Annotated in this window: 16 protein-coding genes; 7 read left to right on the top strand and 9 right to left on the bottom strand. The window is 72.5% G+C overall.

The features are described from left to right. Positions 1 to 38: 38 nt before the first annotated feature. Together QU602_RS16725 and QU602_RS16720 are read right to left on the bottom strand one after the other, a co-directional pair. The gene (locus QU602_RS16725) at positions 39 to 884 is read right to left on the bottom strand and encodes an exodeoxyribonuclease III (RefSeq protein ID WP_308797587.1); all 846 of its coding nucleotides are present in this window, start codon (positions 882 to 884) and stop codon (positions 39 to 41) included. A gap of 46 nt (positions 885 to 930) precedes the next feature. Beyond that, complete coding sequence (locus QU602_RS16720; RefSeq protein ID WP_308797586.1) at positions 931 to 1473, bottom strand: DUF6328 family protein; 543 nt, start codon at positions 1471 to 1473, stop codon at positions 931 to 933. A 99-nt stretch (positions 1474 to 1572) separates the two neighbouring features. Between QU602_RS16720 and cofE the strand changes: the two genes are divergently transcribed. The 7 genes from cofE (at position 1573) to QU602_RS16685 (ending at position 9223) form a co-directional block, all read left to right on the top strand. After that, complete coding sequence (cofE, locus tag QU602_RS16715; protein WP_308797585.1) at positions 1573 to 2364, top strand: coenzyme F420-0:L-glutamate ligase; 792 nt, start codon at positions 1573 to 1575, stop codon at positions 2362 to 2364. 179 nt (positions 2365 to 2543) lie between these two features. Further along, positions 2544 to 3542 (top strand): TIGR03557 family F420-dependent LLM class oxidoreductase, encoded by a 999-nt coding sequence (locus QU602_RS16710; RefSeq protein ID WP_308797584.1) that lies wholly within the window; start codon positions 2544 to 2546, stop codon positions 3540 to 3542. 65 nt (positions 3543 to 3607) lie between these two features. Beyond that, the gene (gene cofC, locus QU602_RS16705) at positions 3608 to 4441 is read left to right on the top strand and encodes a 2-phospho-L-lactate guanylyltransferase (RefSeq protein ID WP_308797583.1); all 834 of its coding nucleotides are present in this window, start codon (positions 3608 to 3610) and stop codon (positions 4439 to 4441) included. Positions 4442 to 4677: 236 nt separating this feature from the next. After that, positions 4678 to 5700, top strand: a complete 1023-nt coding sequence (gene fgd, locus QU602_RS16700; RefSeq protein ID WP_308797582.1) for a glucose-6-phosphate dehydrogenase (coenzyme-F420) — start codon at positions 4678 to 4680, stop codon at positions 5698 to 5700. A 103-nt stretch (positions 5701 to 5803) separates the two neighbouring features. Then, complete coding sequence (locus QU602_RS16695; RefSeq protein WP_308797581.1) at positions 5804 to 7066, top strand: LolA family protein; 1263 nt, start codon at positions 5804 to 5806, stop codon at positions 7064 to 7066. A gap of 17 nt (positions 7067 to 7083) precedes the next feature. Beyond that, on the top strand, positions 7084 to 8217 hold the full coding sequence (locus QU602_RS16690; protein ID WP_308797580.1) for an ABC transporter ATP-binding protein: 1134 nt from the start codon (positions 7084 to 7086) through the stop codon (positions 8215 to 8217). A 199-nt stretch (positions 8218 to 8416) separates the two neighbouring features. After that, positions 8417 to 9223, top strand: a complete 807-nt coding sequence (locus tag QU602_RS16685; RefSeq protein WP_308800210.1) for an ABC transporter permease — start codon at positions 8417 to 8419, stop codon at positions 9221 to 9223. 13 nt (positions 9224 to 9236) lie between these two features. Here QU602_RS16685 and QU602_RS16680 read toward each other — a convergent pair whose 3' ends face one another. From QU602_RS16680 to cofD, 7 genes are all read right to left on the bottom strand, one after another. Next, positions 9237 to 9653: a hypothetical protein gene (locus QU602_RS16680; protein ID WP_308797579.1), complete on the bottom strand. Its 417-nt coding sequence runs from the start codon at positions 9651 to 9653 to the stop codon at positions 9237 to 9239. Positions 9654 to 9693: 40 nt separating this feature from the next. Then, positions 9694 to 10083: a hypothetical protein gene (locus QU602_RS16675; RefSeq protein WP_308797578.1), complete on the bottom strand. Its 390-nt coding sequence runs from the start codon at positions 10081 to 10083 to the stop codon at positions 9694 to 9696. 78 nt (positions 10084 to 10161) lie between these two features. Continuing rightward, positions 10162 to 10641: a hypothetical protein gene (locus QU602_RS16670; protein ID WP_308797577.1), complete on the bottom strand. Its 480-nt coding sequence runs from the start codon at positions 10639 to 10641 to the stop codon at positions 10162 to 10164. 10 nt (positions 10642 to 10651) lie between these two features. After that, on the bottom strand, positions 10652 to 11464 hold the full coding sequence (locus tag QU602_RS16665; protein ID WP_308797576.1) for an ABC transporter ATP-binding protein: 813 nt from the start codon (positions 11462 to 11464) through the stop codon (positions 10652 to 10654). Then, a complete protein-coding gene (locus tag QU602_RS16660) occupies positions 11461 to 12660 on the bottom strand; it encodes a putative F420-0 ABC transporter permease subunit (protein ID WP_308797575.1) in 1200 nt (399 codons plus the stop codon). Before QU602_RS16660 ends, QU602_RS16665 begins: the two co-directional genes overlap by 4 nt. Next, a complete protein-coding gene (locus tag QU602_RS16655; RefSeq protein ID WP_308797574.1) occupies positions 12657 to 13703 on the bottom strand; it encodes a putative F420-0 ABC transporter substrate-binding protein in 1047 nt (348 codons plus the stop codon). Before QU602_RS16655 ends, QU602_RS16660 begins: the two co-directional genes overlap by 4 nt. A gap of 336 nt (positions 13704 to 14039) precedes the next feature. After that, a complete protein-coding gene (gene cofD, locus QU602_RS16650; protein WP_308797573.1) occupies positions 14040 to 15041 on the bottom strand; it encodes a 2-phospho-L-lactate transferase in 1002 nt (333 codons plus the stop codon). Positions 15042 to 15099 lie beyond the last annotated feature (58 nt).

Genomic DNA, 15099 nt, shown 5'->3' with positions numbered 1-15099 from the left:
GCAGCGCCTCGGGAAATCCACTGCCCCCGTGGCCGGCGCTACCCGAAGATCATGGGCAGATCGCCCTCGTCGTCGCGGCCGAGGTCGAGGTCGACGAGCACCGGCACATGATCGCTCGGGGCGTCGCCCTTGCGCTCGTTGCGGTGGATCGAGGCATCCGTCACCGCCTGCGCGAACGCGGCCGACCCCAGGATGAAGTCGATGCGCATGCCCTCGTTGCGCGGGAACTTCAGCTGCTTGTAGTCCCAGTACGTGTAGAGGCCCTCGGGCACGTGTGCACGCACCACGTCGGTCACGCCCGCGTTCTCGAGCGTGAAGTAGGCGTCGCGCTCGGCGGGCGACACGTGCGTGGTCACGCCCACGACGACGGCGGGGTCGCCGTTGTCGATGTCGAGCGGCGCGATGTTGAAGTCGCCCATGAGCGCGAGCGGCACCTCGGGCCTGCCGGTCGTCTCCGCGCGCGTGTACTCGGTGAGCGCCGCGAGCCAGTCGAGCTTGTAGGTGTAGTGCGGGTCGCCGAGCGCGCGCCCGTTCGGCACGTAGAGGCTCCAGAGCCGTGCGCCCTCGACGGTCGCGCCGAGTGCGCGCGCCTCGAGCGGCAGCTCGGGCCCGTCATGGCCCTTCAGGAACCCCGGCTGGCCCGGGAAGTGCGTCTCGACCTCGGTGATCGGATGCCTCGACGCGATCGCGACCCCGTTCCACTGGTTCAGGCCGTGCGCGACGACCTCGTACCCGGCCTCCTCGAACGGCGCGAACGGGAACTGTTCGGGCTTGCACTTGATCTCCTGCATCGCGAGCACGTCGACGTCTTCGCGCACCATCCAGTCGACCACGCGGCCGAAGCGGGTGCGGATGGAGTTGACGTTCCACGTGGCGATGCGCATCCCATCAGCGTAGAAGACGCCGCCCACGGAGTCCCACCGCGTCGACTCACCGCTCCGGCCGGTGTCCGATCCGCGGCACGATCGTCCAGAACACGACCAGCACGACGAGGGCGACGCCGAGCGCGATGAAGCCCGCGGCGCGGTTCACCACGACGTCGAAGATGAGGCTCGTCACGCCCGCGGCGAGCAGCGAGACGACCACGAGCAGCGCGATGAGCAGCTGATTGGCCGAGCGCACGAGGCGCGCCTTCTGCCGGAGGCCGAACAGCTGACGGTGCATGATGACGGGCGCGAGGCCGAGCACCGTCGCGAACCCGGCGAGGACCACGAGCACGAGGTAGAGCCCGCGTTCGTAGGGTTCGAGGTCGTCGAACCTGGGCTGGAACGCGACCGCGAGTAGGAAGCCCGTGATGATCGTCGTGCCGGTCTGCACGGCGCGCAGCTCCTGCAGGATCTCGCCCCAGTTGCGGTCGGCTCGCTCGAGTGGCGTCTCATCGCGACCGTCTTCGAGCTCGGCCGTGCGAGCGTCGCCGTCGGCGCCGGACGGGGAGTCGTCGCCGGGTTCGGCACGGTGGGCGGGGGCGGTCATGCATGGATGCTACTGCCGAGGCCGAGCGCTCGGCAGTAGCCTGCTCGCAACAGTGCGGGACGGCTGGGATGATGGTCGCCGGGACAACCGGTCGGGAGGATGGGAATGCGCTTCAGCATCGAGGGCGTCGAGGGCATCGGCGAGATCGAACCCGGTGCCGACCTCGCCGCGATCATCGCCGGCGCGACCGAGCTCGAAGACGGCGACATCCTCGTCGTGACGTCGAAGATCGTCTCCAAAGCCGAGGGGCGCATGGTGCCGGGTGCGGACCGCGAGGCCGCGATCACGGCCGAGACGGTGCGGCTCGTCGCTGCCCGCGAGTACGAGGGCGGCGTGACGCGCATCGTCGAGAACCGCCAGGGCATCATCTCGGCCGCGGCGGGCGTCGACGCCTCGAACGCGCCCGACGGCGTCATCCTGCTGCTGCCCGTGGACCCCGATGCGTCCGCGCGTGACCTCGCGGCGGGCGTGCGCACGTTCACGGGCGCCGCAGTCGGCGTGATCCTCTCCGACACCGTCGGGCGCCCCTGGCGCGAGGGCCAGACCGACATCGCGATCGGCGCGGCGGGCGTGCAGGTCTTCGACGATCTCCGCGGGTCGGCGGATGCCTCGGGCAAGCCGTTGTCGGTGACCATGCCGTGCGTGGCTGACGAGCTCGCGGGCGCCGCCGAGCTGGTCAAGGGCAAGTCGGCCGGCGTGCCGGTCGCGGTCGTGCGCGGGCTCGGCCGGCTCGTGGGATCGCTCGATCTGCCGGGTGCACGGAGCATCCAGCGTCCCGCCGAGCGTGACCTGTTCCGGCAGGGCGCCGACGAGGCCTACGACGACGGCTACCGTGCGGGCTTCGACGAGGCGCAAGCCGAGTCCCGCAGCGCCTCCGCCTCGTCCGACTAGATGAGCGACAGCACGGCCCTGTGTCGCGCACATCGACGTCTCCCGCTCGGCCATCGGGCGATTCGGGTCACACCCCGTGACGTTGTCGCGCGGATCGCGCTTGGCGCGGTGCCTTGACCGCGATTCGAGCGACACCGCCGGCTGGTGTCATGGGCGCGGCCGTGGGCGAGGATGGGAGCATGCCCGCGCACATCGGATACGCCGCGATGCTCGAACGATTTCCGCCCACGGAGGCGGTCGAGCTCGCCGCGCTCGCCGAACGGCACGGGTTCGCCGGAACCATGGCGAGCGACCACTTCCAGCCCTGGCTGCCCGCGCACGGCGAGTCACCGTTCGTCTGGAGCGTGCTCGCCGCGATCGGTGCCCGCACGGCGGGCGACCTTGGCCCTGGCGTCACCACGCCGGGGTTCCGCATGCATCCGGCCGTCGTGGCGCAGGCCAGTGCCACGCTCGCGTCGATGTACCCCGGCCGTCACTGGCTGGGGCTCGGCTCGGGCGAGGCGCTCAACGAGCACGTCGTCGGGCAGTACTGGCCGGAGGCGCCCGAGCGCATCGCCCGCATGTTCGAGGCCGTCGAGCTCATCAAGCGCCTCTTCCAGGCCTCGATCGCCGGGCGCGATGTGCGCTTCGCCGGGCAGTTCTTCAAGCTCGAGTCGACGCGGCTCTGGACGATGCCGGCCGAGCCGCCCGAGGTGTTCGTCGCCGCGAGCGGGCCCGTCACCGCACGTCGAGCCGGCCGCACGGCCGACGGCCTGATCACGATGGGTGCGCCCGACGAGCGGCTCGCGGCGCTGCTGCAGCGGTTCGGCGAGGGGGCGCGTGAGGCGGGCCGCGACCCCGAGCGGATGTCTCGGGTGCTGCAGCTGCACCTCTCGTGGGCGCCGACCGACGAGCAGGCCATGCGCAACGCCCTCGAGGAGTGGCCCATGGCGGGGTTGCGCGCTCCGCGCGCCGACCTGCGTTCGCCCTACGACGTCGAGCAGTTCGCGCGCACGGTGCGCCCGGAGGACTTCGCCGGCCGGCTGCTCGTCAGCGCCGACCCCGATCGGCACAGGGCCGCGATCCAGCGGTACCTCGACCTCGGGTTCGACCGCATCTACCTGCACAACGTCGGCCGCGACCAGGCCGCCTTCCTCGAGGTCTTCGGCCGCGACGTGCTGCCGGCGCTCCGCACGTGAGGACGCCCGGCCGGCCTGCGGCCGCCACCCCGAACGCGGCCCCATCGAGCGGTCGCGGATGGCGGGTGCGCGCGGAGCACACCCGCCATCCGCGCCCGTTCGGGGAGGCCGCATCGGGTGGGGTGGCGGCATCGTGGACGGTCGTGATCCCGGCGAAGGCGCCCGCGCGGGCGAAGAGCCGGCTCGCTCCGCACGTGGATGACGCGTCTCGGGCGGCGCTCGCGCGGGCGTTCGCGGCCGACACGATCGCGGCCGCGCTCACCGCGTCGTCGGTCGCCCGGGTGATCGTCGTCGGCGACGACCCGTCGCTCGCGGGAGACGCCGAGTTCCTCGACGAGCGCGGGCGTGACCGCGACCGCGATCCGGGACGCTCCCCGGAGTCGCCGACCCGTGAGGACGGCAATCGTGGTTCGCCCGCGGGTGAGGACGGCAATCGTGGACCCGGCTCCCGGATCCTGGACGAATCTCGTCCTCACGAGACCGGCGGGACGGGGCTCACTGCGGCCATCGCGTTCGGGGTCGCGCACGCACGGGGGACGGGGGCCGGTGGCGTGGCCGTGCTGCTCGGCGATCTGCCGTGCCTGCGATCGGACGACCTCGACGACGCGCTCGCGCTCGCCGCGGAGCATCCGCTCGCGTTCGTGTCCGACGCCGACGGCACCGGCACGACGCTCGCGACGGCGCGAGCGGGAGTCCGATTCGAGCCGCACTTCGGTCCTGACTCGGCGGCCGGGCACCGGCGTGCGGGGTTCGTGCCGCTCGAGGCATCCGCTCGCCTGCGCCGCGACGTCGACACGCTCGCCGCGCTCGAGGACGCGATCGCCCTCGGAACAGGCCCGCACACCGCGCACGTCGTCGCGACGCTCGCCGACCGCCGCCCCGCGCCCCCGGCGGGATGATCGGGCGCCCGCCGGCCGCCGCCCGGTGTCTCCGCCCGGCGCGCGCGTGCCCGCCCGGCCCGCGCCCGCGTCCGCGCCTCGAAAAGTGGGTGCGACGCCGGCTGGTGTGTCGGAGGTCGTGCAGGACGGGCGTCCCACCCACCAACCGACTTCCATCGCATCGTCCCGAGCACTCCCGCGGTCAACGCGCATCGCGGCCGGCGACGGCGTCGGCGGGCTGTGCGAGGATCGGGAGCATGGCGCTCACCCTCGGATACAAGGCCTCAGCCGAGCAGTTCGGACCGCGCGAGCTCGTCGAGCTCGGCGTCGCGGCCGAGGGGCACGGCTTCGAATCGGTGTGGACGAGCGATCACTTCCAGCCGTGGCGGCACGAGGGCGGGCACGCGCCGTTCTCCCTGACCTGGATGGCCGCGGTGGGCGAGCGGACCTCGACGATCCGGATCGGCACGAGCGTGATGACGCCGACGTTCCGGTACAACCCGGCGGTGCTCGCGCAGGCGTTCGCGTCGCTCGGAGTGCTGTATCCGAGGCGGGTGATCGCCGGGTTCGGCACCGGAGAGGCGCTGAACGAGATCGCGACCGGGTTCCGGGGTGCGGGTGCGCAGGACTGGCCCGAGTTCAAGGAACGGTTCGCGAGGCTGCGCGAGGCTGTGCGGCTCATGCGCGCGCTCTGGACCGAGGGCGGCCAGGTCAGCTTCGAGGGCGAGTACTACTCCACGCACGGCGCGTCGATCTACGACCGGCCGGATGCCCCGGTGCCGATCTACATCGCGGCGGGCGGCCCGACCGTGGCGAAATACGCCGGCCGATCCGGTGACGGCTTCATCTGCACGTCGGGCAAGGGCGAGTCGCTGTACGTCGACGAGCTCATCCCGGCCGTGAAGGCCGGCAGCGAGGCCGCCGGGCGCTCGTACGACGCGCTCGACCGCATGATCGAGATCAAGCTCTCGTACGAAGAGACGGAGGAGGCCGCGCTCGAGAACACCCGTTTCTGGTCGCCGCTGTCGCTCTCGAAGGAGCAGAAGCACGACATCACCGACCCGGTCGAGATGGAGCGCGCGGCCGATGCGCTGCCGATCGAGCAGATCGCCAAGCGCTGGATCGTCGGCACCGACCCCGACGCGGTCGTCGCCGAGATCGGCCGCTACGTCGACTGGGGCTTCACCCACCTCGTCTTCCACGCGCCCGGCCACGATCAGCGCCGCTTCATGCAGCTGTTCGAACGCGACCTCGCCCCGCGGCTCCGCGCGCTCGGCTGAGGTTCCGACACCCTCCCCGGCGCTCACCATCCGGCATTCAGGCGAGCCTGTGGGTTTGCTCCGCACGAGTGCCGGAGCCCGGAGTCGCGCGTACGCTGGGCGCATGAGCCCACGTGTTTCCGGGCCGTCGCGTGTTCGCGCCCGAGTCCTCGTCCCCGCGATCGGCGTGCCGCTGGTCATCGCGGCCGCCGTGTTCGTGCCGCTGCAGGCCACCGCAGCCGTCGATCTGCCCGACAAGACGCCCGCGCAGCTGCTCGAGTTCGCTGCGGCGAACGACGTCGACGCGCTGAGCGGCACGGTGCAGCAGCGCACCGAGCTCGGCCTTCCCGATCTCTCCGCGATCACCGGCGGCGCGGGCGGCGGTGACGAGGCATCCGACGCCTCCGAGGCGAGCATCGACGACCTGCTCGCGCTCGCGACCGGCAGCTGGGACGCACGCGTCTACCTCGACGGCGACCGCGCCCGGCTGCAGGTGCTCGACCGGCTCGCCGAGCGCAACGTGTACGTGAGCCCCGACGATGCATGGTTCGTCGACTCCGAGACGGCGACCGCGACGCGGCTCATCCTGCCCTCCGACGACGAGGTGCAACGCCTGCACGACGACCTCGAGGCGACGTTCCCCGACGCCGCGGCCGAGGCCCAGGCGAAGCGCGACGCCGCAGCCGAGCTGCCGTCGCCGCAGCAGATGCTCGACCAGGCCCTCACCCGCCTCGATGAGACCACCGAGGTGTCGGTAGGCAGCGATGGCCGGGTCGCCGGCCGCGATGCGTACGAGCTCGTGCTCGAGCCGCGCACGGACGAGACCCTGGTCGGCGAGGTCCGATTCGCGATCGACGGTGAGACCGGGGCGCCGTTGTCCGCGTCGGTGACGGCTCGCGGTGCCGACGAGCCCGCGTACTCGATCGGCTTCTCCGACGTGTCGTTCGCCGCGCCCGAGGCATCCGCCCTCGTGTTCGAACCGGCCGCGGACCTCACCGTGACCGAGAAGCCGCTGCCGCTGCCCGCCGCCGACGAGCTCGCGCGGTGGAAGGCCGAGGCCGAGGCGCACGCCGCGGCCGATCCGGCGGCGCGGCCCGACGGCCCTGCGCCCGTGGTCCACGGCGAAGGCTGGGCGAGTGTCGTGGAGGTGACGATCCCCGCTGACGCGATCGCGGGCGGTGCCGAGGGCGCCGACGGTGACGCGACCCGTGCCGCGCCCGAGGCCTCCGACCTGCTTGCGCAGCTGTCCGCGATCCTGCAGCCGGTCGCCGGCGGACAGGCGCTCTCGACCTCGCTCGTCTCGGTGCTCGTGACTGACGACGGTCGCGTGCTCGCCGGGTCGGTCCCGGTCGAGCGGCTCGTCGAGCTCGCCGGCGGCGAGCACTGACGGGCGGGCCCGGCAGCGTGGCCGAACTGGCGATCGAGACGCACGGACTCACGAAGCGCTTCGGCGCGCAGGCTGCCGTCGACGGCATCGACCTGGCCGTGCCGCGGGGCTCGGTCTTCGGATTCCTCGGGCCGAACGGATCGGGCAAGACCACCACGATCCGCATGCTGCTGGCGCTCGTCCGCGCGACCTCGGGCACGGCACGCGTGCTCGGCTCCGACATGCCGCACGGGCTCGGCGAGGTGCTGCCGCGCGTCGGTGCACTCGTCGAGGGGCCCGCGTTCGCGCCGTTCCTCTCGGGCGAGGCGAACCTGCGGCGTTTCGACTCGGCCGATCGGCATGCGTCGCCGTCGACGCGGGCCGCGCGCGTGGCGAGCGCCCTCGACCGGGTCGGTCTCTCGCATGCCGCGCACAAGAAGGCGGGCGCCTACTCGCTCGGCATGAAGCAGCGGCTCGGGCTGGCGAACGCGCTGCTCATGCCGCGCGACCTGCTCGTGCTCGACGAGCCGACGAACGGCCTCGACCCGCAGGGCACGCGCGAGGTGCGCGCGCTCGTTCGCTCGTTCGCGGCCGACGGCACCACGGTGTTCGTCTCGAGTCATCTGCTCGCCGAGGTCGAGCAGCTCTGCACGCACGTCGGCGTCATGAGCGCGGGGCGTCTGGTCGCGCAGGGCACGCTCGACGAGTTCCGGCGGGCCGGGGCGGCCCGCATCGAGGTACGGACCCCCGACGTCGCGCTCGCGCGCGAGGTGCTCGCGCGGTTCGGGTTGCGAGCGGACGTCGACGACGAGGTGGCGGATGTCTCGGGTGGGGCGGGTGTCTCGCGTGTCTCGGGTGGGCCGGGTGTCACTGCGGGTGCGGGTCGGGCGGATGCTTCGGGTGGGCCGGCGGGCGCGGATACATCTGCCGGCGTGCATGCCGCCGCGGACCCGCGGTCGTGGATCGCGGCCGGCGGTGCGCTGGTCACGGCCGTGTTCGACGTGGACCGGGCCGCTCGGCCTGCGCACGGAGATGGGGTGCCTCCCGCCGAACAGATCGTCGCCGAACTCGTCGCCGAGGGTGTGCGGGTACGCGGCTTCGCCGTGCGCGAGGAGAGCCTCGAGGAACGCTTCGTCGAGCTCACCGGGGAGGGCTTCGATGTCGTCGCCTGACCCCGCTCACCCCTCACCCCCCGGGCCGCCCGTCCCTGGGTCGCCCGTCCCCGGGCCGCCCGTCCCTGGGTCGCCGAGTGATGACGATTCGGTGCGAATGCCGGGCGATTTCGTCAACACTCGCGTCGAATCTTCATCACTCGGCGGTGGGGTTGGTGGGGTTGGTGGGGTTGGTGGCGGCGGGCGTGGCGGGGGCATCCTGTCGTTGTTCGGGACCGAGCTGTCGACGCTGTTCCGGCGCTGGCGCACCTGGGCCATGCTCGCCGCGCTCGCACTCATCCCGATCCTGATCGCGATCGCCATCCGCATCGCGGGCGGCAGCTCGCCCGGGCGCGGGCCGGGGTTCCTGGATCAGATCGCGGGGAACGGCCTGTTCGTGGGGCTCACCGCGCTCGTCGTCGCGACACCCCTCTTCCTGCCGCTCACGATCGCGGTGGTCGCGGGCGACACGATCGCCGGCGAGGCGAGTCTCGGCACGCTGCGCTACCTGCTCATCGCGCCCGCCGGCAGGCTCCGGCTGCTCGTCGTGAAATACGCCGGGGCCGCGGTGTTCTGCTTCGTCGCGGCGCTCACGGTCGTGATCGTCGGCACGCTCATCGGCTGGGCGTTGTTCCCGATCGGGCCGGTCACGCTGCTCTCGGGCGGGCAGATCTCGGTCGGGGAAGGCCTGCTGCGGTTCCTCGCGATCGCGGCCTACGTGTGTGTGTCGCTGCTCGGGCTCGCGGCGATCGGGCTGTGCCTCTCGACGCTCACGACAGTGCCGGTCGGGGCCATGGCGGCGACGGCGATCCTCGCGGTGAGCGCGCAGATCGCGGGCGCGATCCCGCAGCTCGAGTGGCTGCATCCGTGGCTGTTCACGGACCGCTGGTTCGACTTCGCCGACCTGCTGCGCTCGCCGCCGTCGTGGGCGTCGTTCGCCGACAATGCGCTGCTGCAGGGTGCGTACGTCGTCGTGTTCGGTGGCCTCGCGGCTTGGCGCCTCGCGACGAAGGACGTGCTCTCGTAGCCGCGGTCAGCCCTCAGTCTTGCGGGATTCGGATCGCCCGGTTGGGGTCGGACGTGCACGTGAGGTCGAGCGGGGCGTAGCGAAGCCCGAGATTCCAGTTCTTCACGGCCCCGCGGATCCTGGTCGCGGGCCCGCCCGAGACGCCTTCGTACCGGTAGTCGAAGTAGACGTGTTCGGGCAGCGAGCCGGTCCAGCCGTCGACGTGCACGTAGGGGTGTGTGTCGGGGCATGCCTGATTCACCTTGACCGTGAACCATACGCCGATCGACTCGCCGACGAGCTCGATCACCGTGACGTCGGACGCGTTCGTCTCGGCTGCGGACGCAGGCAGCGGGCTGAGCAGGGTCGATGCCAGCAGGGTCGATGCCAGCAGGGTCGATGCCAGCACGGTCGAGCCCAGCACCGACCCGGTCAGCATGTGAGCAGGCACGCGGTTCTCCTTCGTGGAAGCGCTGGATGAGTGAGGTCGTTCAGGAGATGCCCGTCGAATGCTGCGGTGCCCGCAACGCCTGGGCGGGGTCTGAGGTGCACTTCAGGTCGAGCTCGAGGTACGGGGCGGGCAGAACGAACCAATTGAAGATCGAACCGTGGATTCTGGTCGCATGAACGCTGTCACCCTGCGCATTCGCGCCCGAATATGTGAACGTCACGTGCTGGGGGATACCCCCGCGGTAGACGTCTCGGTGCACATATGGATACGGCTCGTCGCATGTCTCGTCCACGTACATGATGTACGACAGGCCGGCGTGCTCGCGAACGAGTGGCTTCCAAGCGATGGTCGGGTCATCCGCCGCAGCCGCGGGGAGCGGGTTGAGCAGGGTCGATGCCAGACCGATCGAGGCCATTGCAGAAAGTAGCATTCCAGTATTCTAGCACGGGTCGTCGAGACGCGCTCCGCTCCGCCTCTCGACATAGCGGCGGCGTCGTCGGCGGCGGCGTCAGCGGCGGCCGCCATCCCCGGCGCTCGGCGGGATGCGGCAGTAGTCGTAGAAGAAGCGGGTCGGTGCCTGCTCGTCGGTCGCGTCGACGATGACGTCGGCGCCCGCGTGCGGGAGCTCCTCGCCCGTCAGCACCCAGACGCGGAAGTGCCAGATGCCGTGGATCGGCTGGTCGAGCACGCCCTGCCCGTCGACCACGAGCACGGTGTCGGGCGACTCGGCGCCGGGCAGTTCGCCCGCGCGGAACGGCTCGATCGTCCCCGACCTCAGCGTCGTCTCGTCGGCGGCGCCGACCGATGCGCGGGCCGCGAGCTGATCGTGCGCCACGATCCGCGCCCCGAGGTCGTCGGCGAACCGCGCCGCGAGCTCGGGCGACGAACCGTCGACGGCGATGAGCCGCCTGCCCGTGCGGAAGTTGTGCAGGAACTCCTCGACGATCGAGTCGAGCTGGTCACGTCGTGCGTCGCTCATCTCAGCCATGGCGCCCAGGCTACGCCCGTGCCCGGGCACCCGTGGCGCGTGCGGTGGCCGCGGTGCTCGCGACCGCGATGAGCGGGCGGCCCGTGAGCGGATGTTCGAGCACCTCGGCGCGCACGCCGTACACCGCGAGGATGAGCTCGGGCGTCAACACGTCGGCGGGTATTCCGGCGGCCACGACCTTGCCGTGGGCGAGCACGACCACGTGGTCGGCATACGCCGCGGCATGACTCAGGTCGTGCAGTGCGGCGACCACGGTGATGCCGCGGCGCGCGAGCGCGGCCAGCGCGTCGAGCGCGACGAGCTGCGCTTGCAGGTCGAGATGGTTCGTCGGTTCGTCGACAAGCAGCAGCGCCGGGTCTTGCGCGAGCGCCCTCGCGAGCACCGCGCGCTGACGCTCGCCGCCCGACAGCGACCCCATCGGCCGCGCCGCGAACTCCGACGCCCCGACCTCGGTCAGTGCCCGCGCCACGATGGCGTGATCCGCGACGCCCGGCGCCGTGAACGCCCCCAGATGCGGCGTTCGCCCGAGCAGCACGAACGCCTCGACGGTCAGCCGCGCGTCGGCCTCGCCGTGCTGCTCCGCCAACGCCACGACCCGCGCCCGATCCCGCCGGCGCATCCGGGTCAGCGACGCACCCTCGAACTGGAGCTCGCCGTCGTCGGCGCGCTCGATCGCGGCGATGAGGTGCAGCAGGGTCGACTTGCCCGCGCCGTTCGGCCCGACGAGCGCGGTGAGCGCACCGCGCGGAACGGTCACGTCGACCCCGTCGACGATGACCCGGTCGCCGCGCGCGAATCGCACGCGTGAGAGATCGAGACTCATGCCGCAGCCCTCCTCGCGCGCACGAGCAGCCACGCGAACACGGGGCCGCCGACGAGCGCGGTGATGATGCCGACCGGCAGTTCGCGCGGGTCGAACAGCGTGCGCGCGCCGGTGTCGGCCCAGATCAGGAAGATCGCGCCGGCGAGCGCCGACAGTGGCAGCAGCGCCCGGTGCCCGGGCCCCACGACGAGTCGCACCGCGTGCGGCAACACGAGCCCGATGAACCCGATCGATCCGCTCACCGCGACGAGGGCGCCCGTCAGCAACGCCGTCGCACCGAGCAGCACGGCCCGCGTCCGCCCGACATGGATGCCCAGCGCGGCGGCGCCGGTCTCGCCCACGCCGAACGCGTCGAGCGTCCGGGCGCTCGCGATCAGTGGCGCGCCGACCACGAGGAGTGCACCACCGGCGATGGCCACCGCGGACCAGTCGGCCCCGGCGAGCGACCCGAGCAGCCAGTTCAGGATCTCGCGGTAGCTGTCGCCCGTCGCGCTCCAGAAGATGACGAAGCTCGTGAGCGCGCCGAACACCGCGGTGACCGCGATGCCCGCGAGCACGGTCGACGTCGGTTGCAGGCGCCCGGCCCCGGCGGCATATGCCAGTCCGAGCGTCGCGACGAGCGCCGCGAGCGCGCCGCCGAAGGCGGCGAGCGGCAACAGCACGCCGACCCCCAGCACGAGCACCACGACCGCGCCGACCGACGCGCCAGACGAGAGCCCGAGCAGATACGGGTCGGCGAGCGGGTTCCGCGTGAGGGCCTGCATGACCGCGCCGCACAGCGCGAGCCCCGCGCCGACTGCGGCGGCGGTGAGCACGCGCGGCACGCGCAGCTCCCACACGATCGCGTCGCGCAGCGGCGAGAGGGTCGGCTCGCCGAGGCCGAGATGCGCGCCGACGCTGGCGAGCACCTCGGCTGGGCTGAGTCCCGCGGGTCCGATCGCGACGGCCACGACGACGGATGCCACGAGCGCCGCACCGAGGGCGATGGCCCAGCCGATCGTGCGGCCGGCGGCGCTCCGCGCCGGACGTGTCCCGCTCGAGCCACGTCGACTGGGGTACCGGCCGCCGCCGCGGTCGTCGTCAATCGTCGGCGCCGCTGCGCGGCGCGCCGATGTCGACGTCGACGTCGACGCCGCAGCATCGGCGTGTCGCGAGATCTCGCCGACGACCGGCGACACCGTGGGCGCGTCGCTCATCGCGACTCCAGCGCCGCCAGCTGATCGACGACGGATGCCACGGCGTCGACATTGCGCACACCCGCCTCAGTTGCGGGGAAATCGACGATCACGTACCGCCCCTGCTGCACGGCCGGCAGCTGCGCGGTCGCCGCGTTCGACTCGAGGTGCGCGATCTTCGACTCGGCGGTGTTCCACACCGCGTCGACGAGCACGATGACGTCGGGCTCGGCGGCGACGATCGCCTCCCAGCTCATCGACGTCCACGTGTCTCGCACCTCGGCGGCGATGTTCGACAGTCCTGCGGCCGCCATGATCATCTGCGGGGCGCCGATGCCGGCCCCGACGTACGGCGTGTCCTCGCCTGAGCTGTACCAGAGCGCACGCAGCCCGGCCGTGCTCGGCTCGATCGCGTCGAGCGCGGCGCGCTGTTCCGCGACGAGCTCGGCCGAGGCATCCGGAACACCGAAGATCGCGCCCGCCTCGTCGAACTCGCGGAAGACCTCGTCGAACGTGAGCGGGTCGGGCATGTACCCGGCGGCCTTGCACGCGGCGGGTGCGACATAGGTGTGCACGCCGAGCCGTTCGAGCTCGGCGCGCTCGCCCACGCCCTCGGCCGAGAAGTTCGACTCCCACCCGGCGAACACGAGGTCGGGCTCGAGCGCGAGCGTGGCCTCGCGCGAGGGCACCTTGTCGGAGATCGTCTCGAGCCCGGCGGCCGCGTCGGCGTACGCCGACGGCACGGGCCCGTCGCTGAACGCGGCACCCACCACGCGGTCCTCGAGGCCGAGCGCGAGCATGAGCTCGAGCGTCGACGACTTCACCGTGACGACGCGCTCAGGCGGCGCCTCGAAGGTCACGTCGGTGCCGCAGTTGTCGACGGTGAGCGGGTACGCGGATGCCTCGGCCGGAGCCGTGCCTGAACCCTCCGCCTCGTCGGCGGCGCCGGGGGAGCCGATCGCGCAGCCGGCGAGGAGAGCGGCGAGCATCAGGCCGACGAGCGGCCCGGCGACGGTGGTGGGCCGCGCAGCGCGGTGCGGCGGACGTGGGGAACGCGAGATCATGGATACTCCGGGGGCAGGTGAGACGTCTGACTCGAGGTGAACGAGGACGTGCGGCCCAATCCCGGATCCGCTTCACCGGCCACAGCCGACCGGCGGTCTACGCCCAATCCTAGTCGCGCTCGCGCCCGCCGCGCCCGTCGCCGACCGAAGTCCTCGTCGCCGACCGAAGTCCTCGTCGCCGAGTGATACCGAAATGGCCGAATGACCCCCTCGTTCCGTCATCACTCGAGTCATTTCGGTATCACTCGGCGGGGGTGGGGTGGGGGTGGGGGCGGGGGGTCGGGCGGGGTGGGGGACGCGCGGGGCGCGGGGGCAAGGGTGGGGCGGGTGAGGGGGTCAGGGGGTGGTGAGGGCGAGGGCGGCGGCTGCGAGGGCGGCCGACGTGTCGGGGTCGCGCATCCAGAGCGGCACCGCCTCGGCCCGGAACCCGTCGGCCCTGAGCGCGGCCGCGGCCGGGGCATCCGTCTCGTCGACGAGCCAGCCGTCGAGCAGGCCGCCGCCCGCCCGCCGCCCGTAGTGCCGGGCGACCGCGGCGGCGTCGGTCTCGACGCCGATCACCGGCAGGCACGCGTCGGCCATGCCGCGCACGACCGCGCCGCCGATGATCGGCGAGACGCCGACGACCGGGGCGTGCGTCTCGTCGAGCGCCTCGCGGATACCGGGGATCGCGAGGATCGTGCCGATCGACACGACCGGGTTCGACGGTGCGAGCAGCACCGCGTCGGCGCCGAGGATCGCCTCGACGACCCCGGGCGCCGGCGCCGCGCCGTCGAGCCCCTGCTGCCGGAACGCGACGGCGGGCAGGCTCGCGCGGTAGCGCGTCCACCACTCCTGGAAGTGCATGGTGCGCGTGCCGTCGAGCTCGTCGGGGTCGGCGACCTCGACGTGCAGGTCGACCTCGGCGTCGGTCGCCGGGATGAGTCGCACCCCGAGCTCCCACCGGTGCTGGAGTCGCGCCGCGACCTGCGAGGGCGTGAGCCCCTCGCGCAGCCAGGCCGTGCGCGCGAGGTGCGTGCCGAGGTCGAGGTCGCCGAGCGTGAACCACGGCCAGCCGACGCCCCACTCGCGCAGTTCTTCGGCGACACGCTCGCTGTCGCCCGCGCGGCCCCAGCCGCGCTCGGTGTCATTGACCCCCGCGAGCGCGTACAGCAGCGTGTCGAAGTCGGGCATGAGCCGCACGCCCGCGAGCCACAGGTCGTCGCCGGTGTTCACGACGACGGTCACCTCGGCCTCGCCGGGTGCGAGGGCGCCGGATGCCTCGCGGCGCCGCAGTTCCTCGCGTAGCCCGAGCACGAACCGCGACCCGCCGACCCCGCCCGCTAGCACCGTGATCCGCATCCCTCAAGCCTAGTGAGGGCGATGGACGCACGTCCCGCATGAGTTTCGGTGACCCGAA

This window comes from Agromyces protaetiae, from assembly GCF_030866785.1.
GTDB classification, from domain to species: Bacteria; Actinomycetota; Actinomycetes; order Actinomycetales; family Microbacteriaceae; genus Agromyces; species Agromyces silvae.
This window is presented reverse-complemented; position numbering and strand designations above follow the sequence as displayed.